Below are 19,732 nucleotides of genomic sequence, written 5' to 3'. Positions count from 1 at the left end.
CATGTTCACCATTCCGAGATTCCTCGGCTGGCTGCTGATGCCCCTGCTGGCCGTCTGCAGCTTCAGCCTGATGGCCGACCAGGCCGACGGTGCCGCCCAGGCACTGCACCTGCTCAGCTACATTGGTGCCGATTACCCGGCCACCGTGGTCGATGGCAAGGTCATCGACAGCAGCGAATACCGCGAACAGATCGAATTCCTCGGCGTGCTGCAGGGATTGATCGTCGCTCTGCCGGCCCGTGACGGCCAGAAGGAGCTGGAGCGGGGCGTCGCCGACCTGCACCAGGCCATCGAAAGCAAGCAGGACGGTGCCGCCGTGGCCCGCCAGGCGCGCCAGCTGGCCACCCGGCTGGCGGCGGCCTACGAGGTCAGCCAGGCGCCGCTGATCACTCCCGACCCGGCTCGCGGCGCGCCGCTGTACGCCCAGCACTGCAGTGTCTGCCACGGCGACAGCGGCGCCGGGGACGGGCCGGCGGGCATGGGGCTTGAGCCGCCGCCGGCCAATCTGCGCGACCAGGCGCGGATCGACCGGATGAGCCTCTACGATCTCTACAACACCCTTGGCCTGGGTGTCGAAGGCACCGATATGCCGGCCTTCGCCGACCAGCTGGACGACCGCCAGCGCTGGGACCTGGCCAGCTACGTCGCCGGTTTCAGTGCCGACCCGGCGGCGAAGGGCGAGGCCATCCCCCTGGGTGAACTGGCCGGGCGCACGCCGGAGGAGGTGGGCGCCAGCCAGGGTGCCGCCGCCCAGGCGCTGTTCCGCGCCCAACGTGCCCGGCCGCCGATGCAGCAGCGCGGGCCCGGGGAGCTGATCGGGCATACCCGCGCCACCCTGGAACAGAGCCTCAAGGCCTACCGCGAGGGCGACGCGGAACAGGCCTACGACCTGTCGGTGGCGGCTTACCTGGAAGGTTTCGAGCTGGTGGAAAGCTCCCTCGACAACCTCGACGCCGTGCAGCGCAAGACCACCGAGCGCGCGCTGATGGCCTATCGGCAGGCCCTGCAGGACCGCCAGTCGGTGGGCCAGGCGGCGCAACTGCTGGAGCAGGCCAAGGCCGAGCTGGACAAGGCCGCCGAGTTGCTGGGCGGCGACGGCCTGAGCGGTTCCCTGAGCTTCGTCTCCAGCCTGCTGATCCTCCTGCGCGAGGGGCTGGAAGCCATCCTGGTGCTGGCGGCGATCCTCGCCTTCCTGCGCAAGACCGGCCAGGAGCACTCGGTGCGCAGCGTGCACGTCGGCTGGGGCCTGGCCGTAGTGGCCGGCTTCGCCACCTGGGCGGTGGCGGCCTTCCTGATCGACGTCGGCGGCGCCCAGCGTGAGCTGATGGAGGGCTTCACCGCGCTGTTCGCCTGCGTCATGGTGCTCTGGCTCGGCGTGTGGATGCACGACCGCCGCCATGCCGCCGCCTGGCAGGACTACATCAAGGCGCACCTGCTCGGCAGCAGCGGCCGTTTCGGCTTCGCCACCCTGGCGTTCTTCTCGGTGTACCGCGAGCTGTTCGAAGTGATCCTGTTCTACGAGACCCTCTGGCTGCAGGCCGGCCCGGCCGGCCACGGCATGGTCATCGCCGGCGCGGCGACCGCCCTGGTGCTGCTGGTGGGCCTGGCCTGGGTCATCCTGCGCGGCTCGGCGAAGCTGCCCCTGGGCACCTTCTTCACTGCCAACGCCATCCTGCTCTGCGCCCTTTCGGTGGTGTTCGCCGGCCACGGTGTGGCGGCGCTGCAGGAAGCCGGCGTGCTGGGCACCCGGCCGGTGGCCTTCTTCGAGTTCGACTGGCTGGGCATCCACCCGGACGCCTATACCCTGTCGGCCCAGGGACTGGCGCTGCTGGCCATTGCGGCGCTCTACGGCCGCAGCTGGCTGCGCGAGCGCAGCACGGCGCAGGCCTGAATGGCGGGCGAGGGGTGTAAACTCCTCGCCCTTTCTTCTTATCTGGATGGAAATGCGATGCGCGTCTGGATCGATGCCGACGCCTGCCCCCGGGCGGCCAAGGACCAGGTGATCAAGTTCGCCCTGAAGCGCAAGTTCGAAGTCGTGCTGGTGGCCGGGCAGAGCCAGGTCAAGCCGACCTTCGCCTGCGTGCGCCTGGTGGTGGTGCCCAGCGGTCCCGATGCCGCCGACGATTACCTGGTGGACAACGCGGTGCCGGGAGAACTGGTGATCTGCAGCGACGTGCCGCTCGCCGACCGGTTGGTGAAGAAGGGGGTGGTGGCCCTCGACCCGCGTGGCCGCGAATTCGACGAGCGCAACATGGGCGAGCGCCTGGCGGTGCGCAACCTGCTCACCGACCTGCGTGACCAGGGCCAGATGGGTGGCGGCCAAGCCGCCTACGGCGAAAAGGACCGGCAGGCCTTCGCCAATGCCCTGGATCGGCTGCTGACGAAGCTGAGCCGAGCCTGATCAAGACGCATCGCGTAGGGTGAAAATCCGCGTGGTGGATTTCCACCGACAGGGTGGATAGAAGAGCGCTATTCCCCTACGGAGTCAGCGCTGTAGGATGGGTCGGGCGGCGCCGCGAGCTTGCGAAACCCATCGATCCGGCAGCATGGGTTTCGCTCCGCTCTACCCATCCTACAAACTGATCAAGACGCATCGCGTAGGGTGAAAATCCGCGTGGCGGATTTCCACCGACAGGGTGGATAGAAGAGCGCTATTCCCCTACGGGATCAACCGCAGAGATAGGTGCCGGTGCCCACTGCCACCAGGGTGCCGTCGTCGGCGTGCAGTTCCGAGCGCACTACGGCCACCTTGTTGCCCGAGCGCAGCAGCACGGCGGTGGCGGTGAAATGCCGGCCACGGCCCGGGCGCAGGTAGTCGATGCGCAGGTCGATGGTGCCGAGCTTGGACAGCCGCGACATGCGTTCCGCCGTGGACAGGTGCCGGTGCCGCTCGAAGGCGCCGATCAGCGCCATGGCGCCGCCCACCACGTCCAGCAGGCTGGAAATCACCCCGCCATGGAGGATGCCGTGGACGAAGTTGCCGATCAGTTCGTCCTTCATCGGCAGGTGCATCAGCACCTTTTCGGTGCTCATCTCGCCGAGCCGGATGCCGAGCACCTGGTTGAAGGGGATACGTTCGAAGAAGGCGCGCACGGCGTCTTCGAGTTCAGGTGTAAGGATGAAATCGGTCTGGCTCATGCTGCCTCCTGCGAGCGTCGATGAGCCGACGCTGCCGTACGGGCGGCATGCTGCCAAGGGGCACGGCGGGAGTGTCGGGTGGATTGGCCGGATCGGCACGGAGCGGGCGGACTGCACCGCCCGCTCGAAGACCTCAGTGGGCCAGTTCCAGCACCCGGTCCACCAGCTTGTAGATGCCGGCGGCGGCTTCGCTGATGGATTGCGCCAGCATGTAGGCCGGGGTGGTCACCAGCTTGCGCTTCTCGTCTTCGACGATTTCGCTGACCACGCATTCCACGTGCTGGGCACCCATTTCCGCAAGGGCGGCGGCGGTGCCGGCGTCGTTGCCGATGGTGCAGCTCACGCCCTCGCCATAGATCTTCGCGGCCAGCGCGGGAGCGATGCAGATCAGGCCCACCGGTTTGCCGGCCTCGGCGAAGCCGCGGGCGGCGGCCAGCACCTCGGGCTGCACGGTGCAGTTGGCGCCGCTGATGGCGAAGTCTGAGAGGTTCTTCGCCGCGCCGAAGCCGCCGGGCACGATCAGCGCGTCGAAATCGGCGGCGTCCAGCTCACGCACATCCTTGATCTCGCCGCGGGCGATGCGCGCCGACTCCACCAGCACATTGCGGCTTTCCGGCATCTCTTCGCCGGTGGTGTGGTTGATCACGTGGTGCTGCGCGATGTTCGGCGCGAAGCACTGGACCTTGGCGCCGCGCTGATCCAGGCGCAGCAGGGCGATCACGCTCTCGTGAATCTCCGCGCCGTCGTATACGCCACAGCCGGACAGGATCACGGCAACTTTCTTGGTCATGGACATCTCCAGGTCATTGGGCCGCTCCGAGGTTCTCGCGCAGGAACGCCAGGGCGCGTCGCTGGGCATCCTCGGCCAGGCCGGGTTGGTAGGTATTCAGATCGCTGCGCTGGTCGAAGACGTGGTCGGCCTCGCCGTACTGCACCAGCTCAAGGCGCTGGCCGTCCAGGCTGTCGAGGGCCGAGAGGCATTGCTGGTGGTCGGTGATATGGTCCTTGCCGCCGAGGAACATCAGCACCGGTGTGGGGTGCTCCAGACCTGCGCGCAGGTGGGCGGGGAAACCGCAGTAGGGGTAGTAGGTGATCACGCCGCGCACGCCGGCCAGCGCCCCCTTGCCGGTGGCGGGGAAGCCGTGGCCGGCGCTGCCGTCGTAGGAGAGTGCGTCGAGTATGGTCCAGCCACCATGGGAGTAGCCCAGCAGGGCCAGCCTGCCACTGTCGATGGCGGGATTCCTGCGGGCCAGCGCCAGGGCCGCGTAGACGTCGATGGCGCGCTCGTTGCCCCACAGCTGCTTGCCGTCGCACACCGGGTGCCAGTCCTCGATGCCGCGGGCCTTGTTGCTGTCGACGAAGAGTGCCGCATAGCCGGCGGGCAGCAGCCAGGCCTTGACGTTGCGCACGAAGCCGGGGTTCTGGCCATTGCAGCCGTGGAACACCAGCACGGTGGGGAAAAGCCCGGTGCCTTCCGGGGTGAAGAGGCTGAGGTGAGGCGCCAGGCGCTGCTCCGCCGCGGCCAGGTCGACTGTCTGCGGCAGGAGGGCGGCGCGATAGGGAAACAGGCCGAGCAGGGCGGCGCAGGCCAGGAGGAGCAGGGCGATCAGGGCGGGTTTGAGGAATCTGCGCATGCTGTCGTCATAGGCCGCTTGGGTTGGCGCGCCATGCCGCGGGACCGGGCCGGCTGCGGGTAGCATCTTCTCGAGCAATCCTAGCAGGCCGCGGATCAGCGCCGCGAGCATGGCCCGACTCGAGGCGCCTTCGTCCTGATCAGCGCTTGCCGTTGCTGCGCAGGCGACGGCGCAGCCAGAGGATGCCACCGATGACCAGCAGGCCGCCGAGGACCATCAACTCGTAGCGTTTGAGGTTGCCCAGCATGCCTTCGAGCACGGCGCCGAAATGGTAGGCGGCGAACCCCAGGGCCAGCGCCCAGATGATGGCGCCGATGCCGTTGAGGATGAGATAGCGCAGCGGCGGGTAGCCGGAAAGCCCGATGGCCACCGGCATCACGGTGCGCAGGCCGTAGACGAAGCGGAAGGTCAGTACCCAGATATCCGGATGGCGGCGGATGTGCGCCAGGGCGCGGTCGCCCATGGCCTGCCAGCGGGGTTTGCGGGAGAGGATCTGGCGACCCTTGTGGCGGCCCAGGTAGTACCAGAGCTGATCGCCGGCGTAGCTGCCGAAGAAGGCGGTGGCCACCACGGCGTTGATGTCCATGTAGCCCCGGAAGGCGAGAAAACCGGCCAGGACCAGGATCGTCTCGCCCTCGAAGAAGGTGCCGAGGAAGAGGGCGAAGTAGCCGAAATCCTGGAGAAATTGTTGCAGCATGGTTGGCTTGCGCAGCGAAATGAACGCGAAGCCTAACCGGGATGACGCCCCGGGGAAAGCACCGGCCCGCGCCGATGGCCATCAGATTGATCTCGGACAACGTCCGGGGCGCCGAAGGAAGAGCGGTGCGCCGGTCGACGCGACCACGGGTCGCTGTCGCCCATTGTTACCATTCGGTCATAATCGACCCTTATATTTGTCACACTGCGTCCATTCCGGGCCCTGGAGTCTGCTGTGAGCTTTACCCCCGCCAATCGCCTGTTCCCCGCCACTCGCCTGCGCCGCAACCGTCGTGACGACTTCTCCCGCCGCCTGGTGCGCGAGAACGTCCTGACCGTCGACGACCTGATCCTCCCGGTATTCGTCCTGGACGGCGAGAACCGCCGCGAAGCGGTGCCGTCGATGCCCGGCGTCGAGCGCCTGTCCATCGACCTGCTGCTCGAGGAAGCCGAAGCCTGGGTCGAGCTGGGCATTCCGGCGCTGGCGCTGTTCCCGGTGACGCCGCTGGAGAAGAAGTCCCTCGATGGCTCCGAGGCGTGGAACCCGGACGGCATCGCCCAGCGCGCCATCCGCGCCCTGCGCGACCGCTTCCCGGAACTCGGCGTGATCAGCGACGTGGCCCTGGACCCCTTCACCACCCACGGCCAGGACGGCATCCTCGACGAGAACGGCTACGTGCAGAACGACGTGACCGTCGATGCGCTGGTCAAGCAGGCCCTGTCCCACGCGCAAGCCGGCGCCCAGGTGGTGGCCCCCTCGGACATGATGGACGGCCGCATCCAGGCCATCCGTGAAGCCCTGGAACTGGCCGACTTCCCCAACGTGCGCATCATGGCCTACTCGGCCAAGTACGCCAGCGCCTACTACGGCCCCTTCCGTGACGCCGTCGGTTCCGCCGCCAACCTCGGCAAGGGCAACAAGGCCAGCTACCAGATGGACCCGGCCAACACCGACGAAGCCCTGCACGAAGTGGCGGCGGACCTCGCCGAAGGCGCCGACATGGTGATGGTCAAGCCGGGCATGCCCTACCTCGACATCCTTTATCGGGTGAAAGATGAATTCCGCGTGCCGACCTTTGTCTATCAGGTCAGTGGCGAGTACGCCATGCACATGGCGGCGATCCAGAACGGCTGGCTCAGCGAGGCGGTCATCCTCGAATCCCTGGTGGCCTTCAAACGCGCCGGCGCCGATGGCATCCTCACCTATTTCGCCGTACGCGCCGCAGAAATGCTCAAGACGGGAGTCTGATCTCCCCCCAGGAACTGCAGATGAACACCGAAGGACTCAACCCCAGCGCATTGCTCGAACCCCTGAAGGAGGCCACCGAGATCCCGGTGGTCCCGCCGGCCCTCGAGGCGCCCGAGGCGCCTGCCGCCAGCGTGGCGCCCGTCCCGCCCCCAGTGCCCGCCCCGGCACCGCTGGTGGTGCCGAGCCTGGATGACAGCAGCCTGTACATCCACCGTGAGCTGTCCCAGCTGCAGTTCAACATCCGCGTGCTGGAACAGGCGCTGGATGAGTCCTATCCCTTGCTCGAACGTCTGAAGTTCCTGCTGATCTTCTCCAGCAACCTGGACGAGTTCTTCGAGATCCGCGTCGCCGGCCTGAAGAAGCAGATCACTTTCGCCCGCGAACAGGCCGGCGCCGACGGCCTGCTGCCGCACCAGGCCATGGCGCGCATCAGCGAGCTGGTGCACGAGCAGGTCAGCCGCCAGTACAACATCCTCAACGACATCCTGTTGCCGGAACTGGCCAAGCACCAGGTCAACTTCATCCGTCGCCGTTACTGGACCACCAAGCTCAAGAGCTGGGTGCGCCGCTACTTCCGCGACGAGATCGCGCCGATCATCACCCCCATCGGCCTGGACCCGACACACCCCTTCCCGCTGCTGGTGAACAAGAGCCTGAACTTCATCGTCGAGCTGGAAGGCGTGGACGCCTTCGGCCGCGATTCCGGTCTGGCGATCATCCCGGCGCCGCGCCTGCTGCCGCGGGTGATCCGCGTACCCGAGGACATAGGCGGGCCGGGGGACAACTTCGTCTTCCTCTCCTCGATGATCCACGCCCATGCCGACGACCTCTTCCCCGGCATGAAGGTCAAGGGCTGCTACCAGTTCCGCCTGACCCGCAACGCCGACCTCTCGGTGGACACCGAGGATGTCGACGACCTGGCCCGCGCCCTGCGTGGCGAGCTGTTCTCGCGCCGCTACGGCGATGCCGTGCGCCTGGAAGTGGCCGACACCTGTCCGAAGCACCTCTCGGACTACCTGCTCAAGCAGTTCGGCCTGGCCGAGAGCGAGCTCTACCAGGTCAATGGTCCGGTGAACCTGACCCGCCTGTTCAGCATCACCGGCCTGGAAAGCCACCCGGAGCTGCAGCACCCGTCCTTCACCCCGCTGATCCCCAAGATCCTGCAGAAGGCCGAGAACCTCTTCAACGTGGTCGGCAAGCAGGACATCCTGATGCTGCACCCCTTCGAATCCTTCACCCCGGTGGTGGACTTCCTGCGCCAGGCGGCCAAGGACCCCAACGTCCTGGCCATCAAGCAGACCCTCTACCGCGCAGGCGCCAACTCCGAGATCGTCGACTCCCTGGTGGAGGCGGCGCGCAACGGCAAGGAGGTCACCGCGGTCATCGAGCTGCGGGCGCGCTTCGACGAGGAATCCAACCTGCAGCTGGCGAGCCGCCTGCAGCAGGCCGGTGCCGTGGTGATCTACGGTGTGGTGGGCTTCAAGACCCACGCCAAGATGATGCTGATCCTGCGTCGCGAGAACGGCGAGCTGCGCCGCTATGCCCACCTCGGCACCGGCAACTACCACGCCGGCAACGCGCGCCTGTACACCGACTACAGCATGCTGACCGCCGACGACGCGCTCTGCGAGGACCTGCACAAGCTGTTCAACCAGTTGATCGGCATGGGCAAGACCCTGCGCATGAAGAAGCTCCTGCACGCGCCCTTCACCCTGAAGAAGACGCTGCTCGACATGATCGCCCGCGAGACCCAGCACGCCAGCGAAGGCAAGCCTGCGCACATCATGGTCAAGGTCAACGCCCTGACCGATCCCAAGGTCATCCGCGCGCTGTACAAGGCCAGCCAGAACGGCGTGCGTATCGACCTGGTGGTGCGTGGCATGTGCTGCCTGCGCCCGGGCATCCCCGGGGTGTCGCACAACATCCAGGTGCGCTCGATCATCGGCCGCTTCCTCGAACACAGCCGCATCTACTACTTCCTCAACGGCGGTGACGAGAAAATGTACCTCTCCAGCGCCGACTGGATGGAGCGCAACCTGGACATGCGTGTCGAGACCTGCTTCCCGGTGGAGGGCAAGAAGCTGCTGACACGGGTGAAGAAGGAACTGGAAGCCTACATCAGCGACAACACCCAGAGCTGGGTGCTGCAGCCTGACGGCCGCTACCTGCGCAACAGTCCGAGCGGCAACCAGAACTCGCGCAACGCCCAGGCGACGCTGCTGGAAAAGCTCACCAACCCGCCGACCAGCGTGCGCTGATCAGGAGCATGAAAAACGGGGCCTGCAGGCCCCGTTTCTATTCTGCATTGGTGGAAATCCAGCTTCGTGGATTTCCACCCTACGGATCACGCAAGTAGGGTGGAAAACGCTTTTCTTTCCACCGCCAGGTCCGTGATCAGCTCACCTTCAGCTCGAAGTCGATGCGCTTCAGCCACTGGGCTTCCTGTTCGAAGTCCGCCTGGGTCAGCGGGTTGGCCTCCAGCCAGCCCTCCGGGAAGCGCACCTCGAAGGTGTTGTTCGAGGCGTTCAGCTTCACCTTGGGCATGGCCGAGGTGCCGCGGATGTGATGGAAGAGGATGGCGAAGCGCAGCAGCACGCACAGGCGCAGCAGCTTCACGCCTTCCTCGCCGAACTCGGCGAACCTGTCCTTGGGGATGTTGCGGCGATGGCCGCGCACCAGCAGCGCCAGCATCAGCTGGTCCTGGCGGGAAAAGCCGGCGAGGTCCGAGTGCTCGATCAGGTAGGCGCCGTGCTTGTGGTAGTGGTAGTGGGCGATGTCCATGCCGATCTCGTGGATCCGCGCGCCCCAGAGCAGCAGGTCGCGGTGCCAGTCATCGTCCAGGCCCCAGCTGTCGGCGACCTGCTCCAGGGCCGACAGCGCCTTGGCCTCGACCCGCGCGGACTGTTCGAGGTCCACGTGGCAGCGCTCCATCAGTGCGCTCAGGGTGCGTTCGCGTACGTCCTCGTGGTGGTGGCGGCCCAGCAGGTCATAGAGCACGCCTTCGCGCAGGGCGCCTTCGGAGTGGGTCATGCGCTTGAGTTCGAGGGCCTCGAAGATGGCCTCGGTAATCGCCAGGCCGGCCGGGAAGATGGGGCGGCGGTCGGGCTTGATGCCGTCGAGGTCGAGCTTCTCCACATCGCCCAGCTTGAACAGCTTGCGCTTGAGCCAGGCCAGGCCTTCCGGATTGATTTCGCCACTGCCGAGGCCCGCGGCCTGGATCGCCAGGCCCACCGCGCGGATGGTCCCGGAGGCACCCACCGCCTCCTGCCAGCCGAGGCGGCGCAGGCTGTATTCGATCCCCATCAGCTCCAGGCGCGCGGCGGTGTAGGCCTGGGCATAGCGGGCCGGGGTGATCTTGCCGTCGCGGAAGTAACGCTGGGTGTAGCTCACGCAGCCCATCTGCAGGCTTTCCCGCAGCTGCGACTCGAAGCGCTGGCCGATGATGAATTCGGTGCTGCCGCCACCGATATCCGCCACCAGGCGGCGGCCGGGGGTGTCCGGCAGGGTGTGGGAGACGCCGAGGTAGATCAGGCGCGCTTCCTCGCGGCCGGAGATGACCTCCACCGGATGCCCGAGGACATCCTCGGCGCGGCGGATGAATTCGGCGCGGTTGTGGGCTTCGCGCAGGGCGTTGGTGCCGACGATACGTACCGCACCCTCCGGCAGGCCGGCGATCATCTGCGCGAAGCGGCGCAGGCATTCCAGCCCGCGCTGCATGGCTTCCTCGCTCAGGTTGCGCTCTTCATCCAGGCCCGCCGCCAGCTGCACCTTGTCGCCGAGCCGCTCCAGTATGCGGATCTCTCCGTGGTCGGCCTTGGCCACCACCATGTGGAAACTGTTCGAACCGAGGTCGATGGCGGCGATCAGGGACGGGATTTCGGCAGGCTTTTGCGGCATGGTTTCGGGTCTCGAGGCTGAACCGCGCAATCCTGCCACGGTTGCCCGGTCGAGCCAATGCGAATAGCGGTACGGGAGTACCAACCTGGTGCGGCCGGAGTGCTGGTGCAGGAGCGGTTTTGCTGGCGAATAGCTGGCTGTGCACACTATAGGCGGGATATGACAGTCGCGCGTCACGGGGGCGTCGGTCCGCTCCGGCGGCACGTGCATCGGTTGGCGGATTGACGTAGTCGCGGCCATCCATCAGTTTTGCCCCGTAGTGCGATAGCGAAGCTCAATCGCCCCCTGCTTTCGGTCCCGGAAAAGCCGGGCTATGATGGCTCCACTTTTTTGCTTCCGAACCACGGAGATCCTTCCATGAGCGAATTCATCACCAACGTCACCGATGCCAGCTTCGAGCAGGACGTGCTCAAGGCCGACGGCGCGGTGCTGGTCGACTACTGGGCCGAGTGGTGCGGTCCGTGCAAGATGATTGCCCCGGTCCTCGACGAAATCGCCAAGGACTACCAGGGCAAGCTGAAGGTCTGCAAGCTGAACATCGACGAGAACCAGGACACCCCGCCGAAGTACGGCGTGCGTGGCATCCCGACCCTGATGCTGTTCAAGAACGGCAACGTCGAAGCCACCAAGGTCGGCGCCCTGTCCAAGTCCCAGCTGGCCGCCTTCCTCGACGCCAACATCTGATTCCGCGCGGCCTTCGGCGCCGCCCGGCAGACGACAGCAGTGTCCCCGAGAAGCCCCGCATGTGCGGGGTTTTTTCATGGAACTGCACTAGACTCCCCGTTGCGCCGGTGTTACATTCGGACCGCTGCTTTTTTTCACGCAGCCCTCCACGCCGTCGCCGACGCACTCCTATTCGAATAAGCACAGCGATCCTGTCGCCTTCTCTGCGGCGCGGCCTAAAAAGCTCAACGCTTTCCCTTCTCCATTTCTATCTACGTCATTCCTATGAATCTGACCGAACTCAAGCAAAAGCCGATTGGCGAACTTCTGGAAATGTCCGATGCCATGGGCCTGGAGAACATGGCCCGTTCGCGCAAGCAGGACATCATCTTCGCCCTGCTGAAGAAGCACGCGAAGAGCGGCGAGGAGATCTCCGGTGACGGCGTGCTGGAGATTCTCCAGGACGGTTTCGGTTTCCTGCGCTCCGCCGACTCTTCCTACCTGGCCGGCCCGGACGACATCTACGTCTCGCCCAGCCAGATCCGCCGCTTCAACCTGCGTACCGGCGACACCATAGTCGGCAAGATTCGGCCGCCGAAGGAAGGCGAGCGTTACTTCGCGTTGCTCAAGGTCGACTCCATCAACTACGACCGCCCCGAGAACGCCAAGAACAAGATCCTGTTCGAGAACCTCACGCCCCTGTTCCCCAATGAGCGCCTGAAGATGGAAGCCGGCAACGGCTCCACCGAGGACCTCACCGGCCGCGTGATCGACCTCTGCGCACCGATCGGCAAGGGCCAGCGCGGCCTGATCGTCGCCCCGCCGAAAGCGGGCAAGACCATCATGCTGCAGAACATTGCGGCCAACATCACCCGCAACAATCCCGAGTGCCACCTGATCGTCCTCTTGATCGACGAGCGCCCGGAAGAAGTGACCGAGATGCAGCGCACCGTGCGCGGCGAAGTGGTCGCCTCCACCTTCGACGAACCGCCGACCCGCCACGTGCAGGTCGCCGAGATGGTGATCGAGAAGGCCAAGCGCCTGGTCGAGCACAAGAAGGACGTGGTCATCCTGCTGGACTCCATCACCCGTCTGGCCCGTGCCTACAACACCGTGATCCCCAGCTCCGGCAAGGTGCTCACCGGTGGTGTCGACGCCCATGCCCTGGAGAAGCCCAAGCGTTTCTTCGGCGCCGCGCGCAACATCGAGGAAGGCGGCTCGCTGACCATCCTCGCCACCGCGCTGGTCGAGACCGGCTCGAAGATGGATGAAGTCATCTACGAAGAGTTCAAGGGCACCGGCAACATGGAGCTGCCGCTGGACCGCCGCATCGCCGAGAAGCGCGTGTTCCCGGCCATCAACATCAACAAGTCCGGTACCCGCCGCGAAGAGTTGCTGACCGCCGAGGACGAGCTGCAGCGCATGTGGATCCTGCGCAAGCTGCTGCACCCGATGGATGAGATCGCCGCCATCGAGTTCCTGCTCGACAAGCTGAAAGACACCAAGACCAACGACGAATTCTTCCTGTCGATGAAGCGCAAGTAAGTCTTGGATGTGCCACAAGGGCCGGGGAAACCCGGCCTTTGCGTTTCTGTAGTGGCCATTCGTCCTTCTGAATAACCCAGTTCGGCGCTAAACTTTGCGCCCCGACCTGCACGCCTCGAGAGGCTCAAGCATGCAGTATCGCGATCTGCGCGAATTCATCAGTGGCCTGGAACGGCGTGGCGAGCTCAAGCGCATCGCCACCCCGGTGTCCCCGGTGCTGGAAATGACCGAAATCTGCGACCGCACCCTGCGCAAGCAGGGCCCGGCGCTGCTCTTCGAAAAACCCGCGGGTTTCGACATCCCGGTGCTCGGCAATCTCTTCGGCACCCCGGGGCGCGTAGCCCTCGGGATGGGCGCCGAGGACGTCGGCGAGCTGCGCGAGATCGGCAAGCTGCTGGCCTTCCTCAAGGAGCCCGAGCCGCCCAAGGGGCTGAAGGATGCCTGGTCCAAGCTGCCGATCTACAAGAAGGTCATCGCCATGGCGCCCAAGGTGCTGAAGGACGCGCCCTGCCACGAAGTGGTGGAGGAGGGCGACGACGTCGACCTCGGCAAGCTGCCGATCCAGCACTGCTGGCCGGGCGACGTGGCGCCGCTGATCACCTGGGGCCTGACCATCACCCGTGGCCCGAACAAGGAGCGGCAGAACCTCGGCATCTACCGCCAGCAGGTGATCGGCCGCAACAAGGTCATCATGCGCTGGCTCAGCCATCGTGGCGGTGCGCTGGACTACCGCGAGTGGTGCCAGAAGCATCCGGACAAGCCCTACCCGGTGTGCGTGGCCCTGGGCGCCGATCCGGCGACCATCCTCGGCGCCGTCACCCCGGTGCCGGATACCCTCTCCGAGTACGCCTTCGCCGGCCTTTTGCGTGGCAACCGCACCGAACTGGTCAAGGCCATCGGCTCGGACCTGCAGGTGCCGGCCAGCGCCGAGATCGTCCTCGAAGGGGTGATCCATCCGGGCGAGATGGCCGACGAAGGTCCCTACGGCGACCACACCGGCTACTACAACGAAGTTGATCGTTTCCCGGTGTTCACCGTCGAGCGCATCACCCGCCGGCAAAAGCCCATCTACCACAGTACCTATACCGGCCGGCCGCCGGATGAGCCGGCTATCCTCGGCGTGGCGCTGAACGAAGTCTTCGTGCCCATACTGCAGAAGCAGTTCCCCGAGATCGTCGACTTCTACCTGCCGCCGGAAGGCTGCTCCTACCGCATGGCGGTGGTGACCATGAAGAAGCAGTACCCGGGCCATGCCAAGCGCGTAATGCTGGGCGTCTGGTCGTTCCTGCGACAGTTCATGTACACCAAGTTCGTCATAGTCACCGACGACGACGTCAATGCGCGGGACTGGAACGACGTGATCTGGGCCATCACCACGCGCATGGACCCCAAGCGCGACACCGTGATGATCGACAACACGCCGATCGACTACCTGGACTTCGCCTCCCCGGTGTCCGGTCTCGGTTCCAAGATGGGCCTGGACGCCACCCACAAGTGGCCCGGCGAGACCAGTCGCGAATGGGGCCGGGTGATCGTCCAGGACGAAGCGGTCAAGCGCCGCGTCGATGAGCTCTGGTCTTCTCTGGGAATCGATTGATGCGTGTCACCCTGCAACCCTCCGGCGCGGTCCTCCAGACGGCTCCCAACGAGCGCATCCTGGATGCGGCGCGCCGCCTCGGCTACGAGTGCCCGCAAAGCTGCCGCAACGGCAATTGTCACGTCTGCGCGGCGCTGCTGGTGGAGGGCCGGGTTCGCCAGAACGGCGCGGACCTGAGCCAGGGCGAGCTGTTCACCTGCCTCGCCGAGCCCCTGGAAGACTGCGTGCTGCACTGGGACGGGGTGCTGGCGCCGGGCGAGCTGCCGGTGCGCAGCCTGAGCTGCCAGGTCAGCGAGTGCACGCCGGTGGGCGGCGATGTCTGGCGCGTGCGCCTGCGCGCCCCGGCGGGCAAGCCGCCGCGCTACCACGCCGGACAGTACCTGCTGATCGAGCGCGACGACGGCGAATCCTCGGCCTTCTCCATGGCCTCGGCGCCCAGTTCCGGGCGGGACATCGAGCTGCACATCCTGGCACGCGAGAACAGCGCCATCGCCCTGCTCGAACAGTTGCAGCGCACCCGCCTGGCCAGGGTGAAGATGCCCTTCGGCGACACCCACCTGGCGGAGCTGCCCGATGGCCCGCTGGTGCTGATCGCCGCCGGTACCGGCATGGGCCAGATGCACAGCCTGATCGAGCATTGCCGCGCCAGCGGTTTCAAACACCCGGTGCACCTGTACTGGGGGGTACGCCAGCCCGGCGACTTCTACCAGCTGGCCCACTGGGACCAGTGGCGGCGTCTGGACAACCTCTTCCTGCACCAGGTGGTCAGCGACCAGTGTGGCTGGCAGGGCCGTTGCGGCCTGCTGCACGAGGCGGTGTGCGAGGACTTCCCCGACCTCAAGTCGCTGCGCGTCTACGCCAGCGGTTCGCCGGCCATGGTCTACGCCACCCTGGACGCCCTGGTGGCAGCGGGGATGGATGCCCACCAGATGCGCGCGGACGTGTTCGCCTACGCGCCGCGTTAGAAAAGCCAAGGGCCGATAAAAAGCGCTGAAGGCTGGAGGCTGGACGAAGGAATGTCGCGTGGCCGTAGGTTGGCGCCTCGCGAAGCGAGGCCCGACGTCCTTCAGCCTTCAGCGCACCTCCACCACCACCTTGCCCACGGCCTGGCGGCTGGCCAGGGTCTTGATGGCCTCGGCGGCGCGCTCCAGCGGGAAGGTCCGGGACACCAGCGGCTTGAGCTTGCCTTCGGCGTACCAGGCGAACAGCTGCTGGAAGTTGGCCAGGTTGTCCTGGGGCTGGCGCTGGGCGAAGGAGCCCCAGAACACGCCGATCACCGAGGCGCCCTTGAGCAGGGCTAGGTTCACCGGCAGCTCGGGGATGCGGCCGCTGGCGAAGCCCACCACCAGCAGGCGGCCGTTCCAGTTGATCGCGCGAATGGCAGCGTCGAACAGGTCGCCGCCCACCGGGTCGTAGATCACGTCGGCGCCCTGGCCATTGGTGAGTTCCTTGACGCGCTCCTTCAGGTCTTCCTCGCTGTAATTGATCAGCGCATCGGCACCGGCGGCCTTGGCCACTTCCAGCTTCTGTGCGCTGCTGGCGGCGGCGATCACCCGCGCGCCCATGGCCTTGCCGATTTCCACCGCCGCCAGGCCGACGCCGCCCGAGGCGCCGAGCACCAGCAGGGTTTCGCCTGGGCGCAGGTTGGCGCGCTGCTTCAGGGCATGCATCGAGGTGCCGTAGGTCATGCCGAAGGCGGCGGCGGAGTTGAAGTCGACGCCCTTGGGAATCGGCATCACGTTGTAGGCCGGCACCGCCACCTGCTCGGCGAAGCTGCCCCAGCCGGTCAGCGCCATCACCCTATCGCCGGGCTTGAGGTGGCTGACCTTCTCGCCCACGGCGGCGACCACGCCGGCCGCCTCGCCGCCCGGAGAGAAGGGGAAGGGCGGCTTGAACTGGTACTTGCCTTCGATGATCAGGGTGTCGGGGAAATTCACCGCCGCGGCATGCACGTCGATCAGGATTTCGTTCTTCTTGGGTTCGGGGCTGGCGACTTCCTCCAGCACCAGGGTGTCGGCGGGACCGAAGGCTTTGCACAGGACGGCTTTCATCGCGGGGCTCCTTGGCGTGGGGCGCTGGCCCCGGGCATGTGGCCTTGCAGTGTAGGCGGGGGGGTGAAGGGGTCAATCAGCATGGCCCGGCCTGATGGGCATGCATAAGCGCAGGTCTTGGGGCCGGTGGCGGCACTGGCTATGCTAGGCGCCATTCGTGTCGAGGAGACCCAGGTGAAAAGACTCACTGCATTGCTGCTGGCCCTGACCCTTCCCCTGCTGGCGATGGCCAAGGAGGAGGCGGAGCCCAAGGAAGGCGAGGCGTCCAAGGTCGCCTATATCGACCTGGTACCGGCACTGGTCGGCAACTATGGTCCCGGTCCGCGGTTGAAGTACTACAAGGCCGATATCTCCCTGCGGGTCTCCAGCACCGACGCCGAGGTGAAGGTCACCCGCCACGAACCGCTGATCCGCAACCAGCTGGTGATGCTCTTTTCCCAGCAGACCGACGAAACCCTGGGCTCTTCCGAGGCCAAGGAAAAGCTGCGCCAGGAAGCCCTCAAGCAGGTGCAGCAGGTGCTGAACAGCGAGGAGGGCCAGCCCCTGGTGGACGATCTGCTGTTCAACAACCTGATCGTTCAGCCCTGACCCTTCTCCCACAGGCAGATGCGATTGCGCCCTTCGTGCTTGGCCCGGTAGAGCGCGGCGTCGCTGCGTGACACCAGGCTGTCGGGCTGGTCCTCGCGGGCGGGGTCGGAGATGGCGATGCCGATGCTGACGGTCAGCCGCCCGTCCGGACTGGCCGGGTGTTCGATGGCCAGGTCGGCGATCCGTGCCATGACCCGCTCGGCGACGTGCAGCGCACCCGGTTCGCCGGTATTGGCGAGGATGATGGCGAACTCCTCGCCACCGTAGCGGCAGGCCACGTCGCCTTCGCGCCGCAGGCTCTGCTGCAGCGCCTGGGCCGCTCGGCGCAGGACCTCGTCGCCGGCCTGGTGGCCGAGGCTGTCATTGAAGGCCTTGAAGTAGTCCACATCCAGCATCAGCAGGGACAGGGGCGCACCGAGGCGGCGCAGGCGGCGCCATTCACCACTGAGCTGGCGGTCGAAATAGCGGCGGTTGTAGAGGCCGGTCAGGCCGTCCTGCTGCGACAGGCGCTGCAGTCGCGCCTCCAGCTCCAACCGCTCGCTATTGTCGCGGGAGACTCCGATCAGGTATTCGCGGTCGTTCAGCTTCACCAGCTGGGCGCTGATTTCCGCCGCCTGCAGGCTGCCATCGGCACGGCGCATCTCGCGCTGGAAGATGCCCGAGTCGCCGTCGCGACGGGCTTGGCGCACCAGCTCCAGCCAGCCGTGGTAGCCGGGCAGCAGCTGCTCCGGATCTTCCTTCAGCAATTGGCGAAAGGCTTCGGCGCTGTAGCCCAGGCTGGCATGGGTGGCCCGGTTCATGTGCAGGATCTCGCGGCTGGCGAGTTCGAAGATGAACAGGCCGTCCTGGCTGGAGTCGGTCAGGTCGAGCGCCAGTTGCAGGCGCTCGCGGCTTTCGCGCAGGTCCTGTTCGACATGCTCGCGCTGGCTGACCTCCTCGTTCAACCGCCGGTAGCCGGTCTGCAGGGCATTGGCGCGGCGGGCGTTTTCCAGGGCCAGGGCCAGGGCAGCCACCAGCAGCAGGCTGGTGACCAGGCTCGCACCGAGGACCACCTGCGGCAATGGCGAGCTGAGCTGTTCCACCAGCTTGCGGGTCGGGCTCAGCTGCAGGGCGAAGTTGCCGTTGTTGAGCAGCTGCAGGGGTACGCGCTGGCTCAGGGGCTCGATGCTGCTCGGCTGCTTCTGGTGGTAGATGGTGCGTCCGGCCTCCAGCAGCCGGACGCTGAAGTCGCGGTTTTCGATGTCCGCGAGGAGTTCGTCCATCAGCGGCTCGACGCGGAAAACGCCCTGGAGGAAGCCATCGAAGGTCTGCTCGCTCCGTTCGCCGCCGATGTAGAGCGGTGTGTAGAGGATGAGGCCGCGGCCGCCCTGCACCAGGGCGAAGCTGTTGGACAGCTGTACCTGGCCGCTGGCCTTGGCCTGCATGGCGAGGTTGAAGTTGGGGTGGTTGCGGGTCAGGCGGAAGCCCAGGGCGGCCTCGTTGCCTTTCTCGGGCTGGACCCAGCGCATGCGCAGGTCGGCGCCCATCCACTGGATGGACTGGTAGCCGGGAAAGTGTTCCAGGGCGAGCTTGGCTTCCAGGGCCCACTCGTCCTGGGGAATCCGGCCGCGATGGTTCCACAGCAGGGCCATGCGGCGCAGGGCCTCGACCTCATCGAACAGCGTGTTTTCCAGCTCGCTGGCCAGGGCCCGCGCCTGATAGGCGACCCGTTCGCGGATGCGTTCCTGCTGGGCGTTGTCCATCTGCTTCCAGAGCAGCAGGCTGGTACCGCACAGCGCCAGGAAGAGCACGGCGAGTGTCGTTCGGACCAGCCAGGCGGGATGAGAGTGCGGCATGGAAGTGCCCCGGGAGATTCTCCTCCGTCATAGCACAGGGCCATGCCCGGCTCAACGCAGGGCGAGCACCCCGGCCCATTCCTCTTCGGTTACCGGCATCACCGACAGGCGGCTGCCCTTCTGCACCAGGGGCATGCCGGCCAGCACCGCCTGTTCACGCAGCCGGGCGAGGGAGATAACACCAGCAAAGGCCTCGACGAACTCCACGTCCAGGGCGCTCCAGGGATTCTTCTCGGGACTCGCCTTGGGGTCGTGGTAATGGCTCTGCGGGTCCAGCGCCGTGGGATCCGGGTAGGGCTCCCCGGCGATCCGCGCGATCCCGGCGATGCCGGGCTCGGGGCAGCTGGAGTGGTAGAAGAAGAACAGCTCGCCGGGGCGCATGGCCCGCATGAAGTTGCGTGCCTGGTAGTTGCGCACGCCATCCCAGCGCGCCGTGCCCAGGCGCTGCAGGTCGTGGATGGAAAGCTCGTCGGGTTCGGATTTCATCAGCCAGAAAGGCATGAACTTTGCTCCTCTACGTTCGTCCTCGATGGGGCATCGAAGCTGGGGCTGGCCGACGGCCGGTTGGCGTCACAAATTGCGTGTTCGCTCACGTTGCCGGAGAATGCCGCGCTTTAAGCTGCATGCCGCCGTACGGTCCAACCAGAACAACAATCCACCATTCGGTCATCGCGCGAAGTTTGCCTGCAAGGGGGAGGCAATCGATGAAACGCAAGCCAGACATTCTCTGGGTATTGGTCATTATCTTCGGCCTGGGTGTGGTTACTACCGGTTACACGCAGAGCCTGTGGGAGCGCCAGGGCGGCGCGCCCATCAACCTGACCCAACAGCCCTGACCC

The 19,732-nt window shown here is 66.1% G+C and carries 18 protein-coding genes; 10 read left to right on the top strand and 8 right to left on the bottom strand.

All coding sequences use genetic code 11. From position 1 onward, the window contains the following. The first annotated feature begins 1 nt into the window (after position 1). Both ACFPU0_RS02085 and ACFPU0_RS02080 read left to right on the top strand, forming a co-directional pair. Positions 2–1,891, top strand: a complete 1,890-nt coding sequence (locus tag ACFPU0_RS02085; RefSeq protein ID WP_377691129.1) for an FTR1 family protein — start codon at positions 2–4, stop codon at positions 1,889–1,891. 57 nt (positions 1,892–1,948) lie between these two features. Further along, positions 1,949–2,401: a YaiI/YqxD family protein gene (locus ACFPU0_RS02080; protein ID WP_377691128.1), complete on the top strand. Its 453-nt coding sequence runs from the start codon at positions 1,949–1,951 to the stop codon at positions 2,399–2,401. A 266-nt stretch (positions 2,402–2,667) separates the two neighbouring features. Here ACFPU0_RS02080 and ACFPU0_RS02075 read toward each other — a convergent pair whose 3' ends face one another. From ACFPU0_RS02075 to ACFPU0_RS02060, 4 genes are all read right to left on the bottom strand, one after another. Continuing rightward, the gene (locus ACFPU0_RS02075) at positions 2,668–3,138 is read right to left on the bottom strand and encodes a thioesterase family protein (RefSeq protein WP_377691127.1); all 471 of its coding nucleotides are present in this window, start codon (positions 3,136–3,138) and stop codon (positions 2,668–2,670) included. Positions 3,139–3,271: 133 nt separating this feature from the next. Further along, positions 3,272–3,928 (bottom strand): isoprenoid biosynthesis glyoxalase ElbB, encoded by a 657-nt coding sequence (gene elbB / locus ACFPU0_RS02070; RefSeq protein WP_377691126.1) that lies wholly within the window; start codon positions 3,926–3,928, stop codon positions 3,272–3,274. Positions 3,929–3,941: 13 nt separating this feature from the next. After that, positions 3,942–4,772 carry a dienelactone hydrolase family protein gene (locus tag ACFPU0_RS02065; protein ID WP_377691125.1) on the bottom strand — a complete coding sequence of 277 codons (831 nt, stop codon included), beginning with the start codon at positions 4,770–4,772 and terminating at the stop codon, positions 3,942–3,944. 139 nt (positions 4,773–4,911) lie between these two features. Further along, positions 4,912–5,469: a DedA family protein gene (locus ACFPU0_RS02060; protein ID WP_377691124.1), complete on the bottom strand. Its 558-nt coding sequence runs from the start codon at positions 5,467–5,469 to the stop codon at positions 4,912–4,914. Positions 5,470–5,703: 234 nt separating this feature from the next. Between ACFPU0_RS02060 and hemB the strand changes: the two genes are divergently transcribed. Next, positions 5,704–6,717: a porphobilinogen synthase gene (hemB, locus tag ACFPU0_RS02055; protein WP_377691123.1), complete on the top strand. Its 1,014-nt coding sequence runs from the start codon at positions 5,704–5,706 to the stop codon at positions 6,715–6,717. A 20-nt stretch (positions 6,718–6,737) separates the two neighbouring features. Then, positions 6,738–8,975: a polyphosphate kinase 1 gene (gene ppk1, locus ACFPU0_RS02050; RefSeq protein WP_377691122.1), complete on the top strand. Its 2,238-nt coding sequence runs from the start codon at positions 6,738–6,740 to the stop codon at positions 8,973–8,975. Positions 8,976–9,111: 136 nt separating this feature from the next. Here ppk1 and ppx read toward each other — a convergent pair whose 3' ends face one another. Continuing rightward, positions 9,112–10,614, bottom strand: coding sequence for an exopolyphosphatase (ppx, locus tag ACFPU0_RS02045; protein ID WP_377691121.1), 1,503 nt, complete (start codon positions 10,612–10,614; stop codon positions 9,112–9,114). 357 nt (positions 10,615–10,971) lie between these two features. On the opposite strand from ppx, the gene trxA reads away from it, so the two are divergent. The 4 genes from trxA (at position 10,972) to ACFPU0_RS02025 (ending at position 15,384) form a co-directional block, all read left to right on the top strand. Further along, entirely contained in the window at positions 10,972–11,298 is a 327-nt protein-coding gene (gene trxA, locus ACFPU0_RS02040) for a thioredoxin TrxA (RefSeq protein ID WP_003457525.1), read from the top strand. Between the two features lie 264 nt (positions 11,299–11,562). Next, complete coding sequence (gene rho / locus ACFPU0_RS02035) at positions 11,563–12,822, top strand: transcription termination factor Rho (protein WP_120654003.1); 1,260 nt, start codon at positions 11,563–11,565, stop codon at positions 12,820–12,822. Positions 12,823–12,952: 130 nt separating this feature from the next. Then, entirely contained in the window at positions 12,953–14,419 is a 1,467-nt protein-coding gene (gene ubiD / locus ACFPU0_RS02030; protein WP_377691120.1) for a 4-hydroxy-3-polyprenylbenzoate decarboxylase, read from the top strand. After that, entirely contained in the window at positions 14,419–15,384 is a 966-nt protein-coding gene (locus ACFPU0_RS02025; protein ID WP_377691119.1) for a CDP-6-deoxy-delta-3,4-glucoseen reductase, read from the top strand. The genes ubiD and ACFPU0_RS02025 overlap by 1 nt, the downstream gene beginning before the upstream one ends. A gap of 108 nt (positions 15,385–15,492) precedes the next feature. Here the strand turns inward: ACFPU0_RS02025 and ACFPU0_RS02020 are convergent, their stop codons facing one another. Beyond that, entirely contained in the window at positions 15,493–16,470 is a 978-nt protein-coding gene (locus ACFPU0_RS02020; protein ID WP_377691118.1) for an NADPH:quinone oxidoreductase family protein, read from the bottom strand. A 174-nt stretch (positions 16,471–16,644) separates the two neighbouring features. Between ACFPU0_RS02020 and ACFPU0_RS02015 the strand changes: the two genes are divergently transcribed. Further along, on the top strand, positions 16,645–17,058 hold the full coding sequence (locus ACFPU0_RS02015) for a flagellar basal body-associated protein FliL (RefSeq protein WP_377691117.1): 414 nt from the start codon (positions 16,645–16,647) through the stop codon (positions 17,056–17,058). Here ACFPU0_RS02015 and ACFPU0_RS02010 read toward each other — a convergent pair. Both ACFPU0_RS02010 and ACFPU0_RS02005 read right to left on the bottom strand, forming a co-directional pair. Further along, entirely contained in the window at positions 17,049–18,893 is a 1,845-nt protein-coding gene (locus ACFPU0_RS02010) for a diguanylate cyclase (RefSeq protein ID WP_377691116.1), read from the bottom strand. The genes ACFPU0_RS02015 and ACFPU0_RS02010 overlap by 10 nt on opposite strands. 51 nt (positions 18,894–18,944) lie before the next feature. Further along, positions 18,945–19,394 carry an EVE domain-containing protein gene (locus tag ACFPU0_RS02005; RefSeq protein ID WP_377691115.1) on the bottom strand — a complete coding sequence of 150 codons (450 nt, stop codon included), beginning with the start codon at positions 19,392–19,394 and terminating at the stop codon, positions 18,945–18,947. Between the two features lie 203 nt (positions 19,395–19,597). On the opposite strand from ACFPU0_RS02005, the gene ACFPU0_RS02000 reads away from it, so the two are divergent. After that, positions 19,598–19,729 carry a hypothetical protein gene (locus tag ACFPU0_RS02000; RefSeq protein WP_377691114.1) on the top strand — a complete coding sequence of 44 codons (132 nt, stop codon included), beginning with the start codon at positions 19,598–19,600 and terminating at the stop codon, positions 19,727–19,729. Positions 19,730–19,732: the final 3 nt, after the last annotated feature.

Source organism: Pseudomonas sp. GCM10022186, assembly GCF_042656385.1.
Lineage (GTDB): Bacteria > Pseudomonadota > Gammaproteobacteria > Pseudomonadales > Pseudomonadaceae > Metapseudomonas.
This window is presented reverse-complemented; position numbering and strand designations above follow the sequence as displayed.

Bases quoted from the DNA above. Each gene is read 5' to 3' on its own strand.
- ACFPU0_RS02080 (WP_377691128.1), top strand. From the start codon at position 1,949: ATGCGCGTCTGGATCGATGCCGACGCCTGCCCCCGGGCGGCCAAGGAC.
- ACFPU0_RS02065 (WP_377691125.1), bottom strand. From the start codon at position 4,772: ATGCGCAGATTCCTCAAACCCGCCCTGATCGCCCTGCTCCTCCTGGCC.
- trxA (WP_003457525.1), top strand. From the start codon at position 10,972: ATGAGCGAATTCATCACCAACGTCACCGATGCCAGCTTCGAGCAGGAC.
- ppx (WP_377691121.1), bottom strand. From the start codon at position 10,614: ATGCCGCAAAAGCCTGCCGAAATCCCGTCCCTGATCGCCGCCATCGAC.
- rho (WP_120654003.1), top strand. From the start codon at position 11,563: ATGAATCTGACCGAACTCAAGCAAAAGCCGATTGGCGAACTTCTGGAA.
- ACFPU0_RS02000 (WP_377691114.1), top strand. From the start codon at position 19,598: ATGAAACGCAAGCCAGACATTCTCTGGGTATTGGTCATTATCTTCGGC.
- ACFPU0_RS02075 (WP_377691127.1), bottom strand. From the start codon at position 3,138: ATGAGCCAGACCGATTTCATCCTTACACCTGAACTCGAAGACGCCGTG.
- ACFPU0_RS02085 (WP_377691129.1), top strand. From the start codon at position 2: ATGTTCACCATTCCGAGATTCCTCGGCTGGCTGCTGATGCCCCTGCTG.
- ACFPU0_RS02005 (WP_377691115.1), bottom strand. From the start codon at position 19,394: ATGCCTTTCTGGCTGATGAAATCCGAACCCGACGAGCTTTCCATCCAC.
- elbB (WP_377691126.1), bottom strand. From the start codon at position 3,928: ATGACCAAGAAAGTTGCCGTGATCCTGTCCGGCTGTGGCGTATACGAC.
- ACFPU0_RS02010 (WP_377691116.1), bottom strand. From the start codon at position 18,893: ATGCCGCACTCTCATCCCGCCTGGCTGGTCCGAACGACACTCGCCGTG.
- ppk1 (WP_377691122.1), top strand. From the start codon at position 6,738: ATGAACACCGAAGGACTCAACCCCAGCGCATTGCTCGAACCCCTGAAG.
- ACFPU0_RS02060 (WP_377691124.1), bottom strand. From the start codon at position 5,469: ATGCTGCAACAATTTCTCCAGGATTTCGGCTACTTCGCCCTCTTCCTC.
- ACFPU0_RS02020 (WP_377691118.1), bottom strand. From the start codon at position 16,470: ATGAAAGCCGTCCTGTGCAAAGCCTTCGGTCCCGCCGACACCCTGGTG.
- ubiD (WP_377691120.1), top strand. From the start codon at position 12,953: ATGCAGTATCGCGATCTGCGCGAATTCATCAGTGGCCTGGAACGGCGT.
- ACFPU0_RS02025 (WP_377691119.1), top strand. From the start codon at position 14,419: ATGCGTGTCACCCTGCAACCCTCCGGCGCGGTCCTCCAGACGGCTCCC.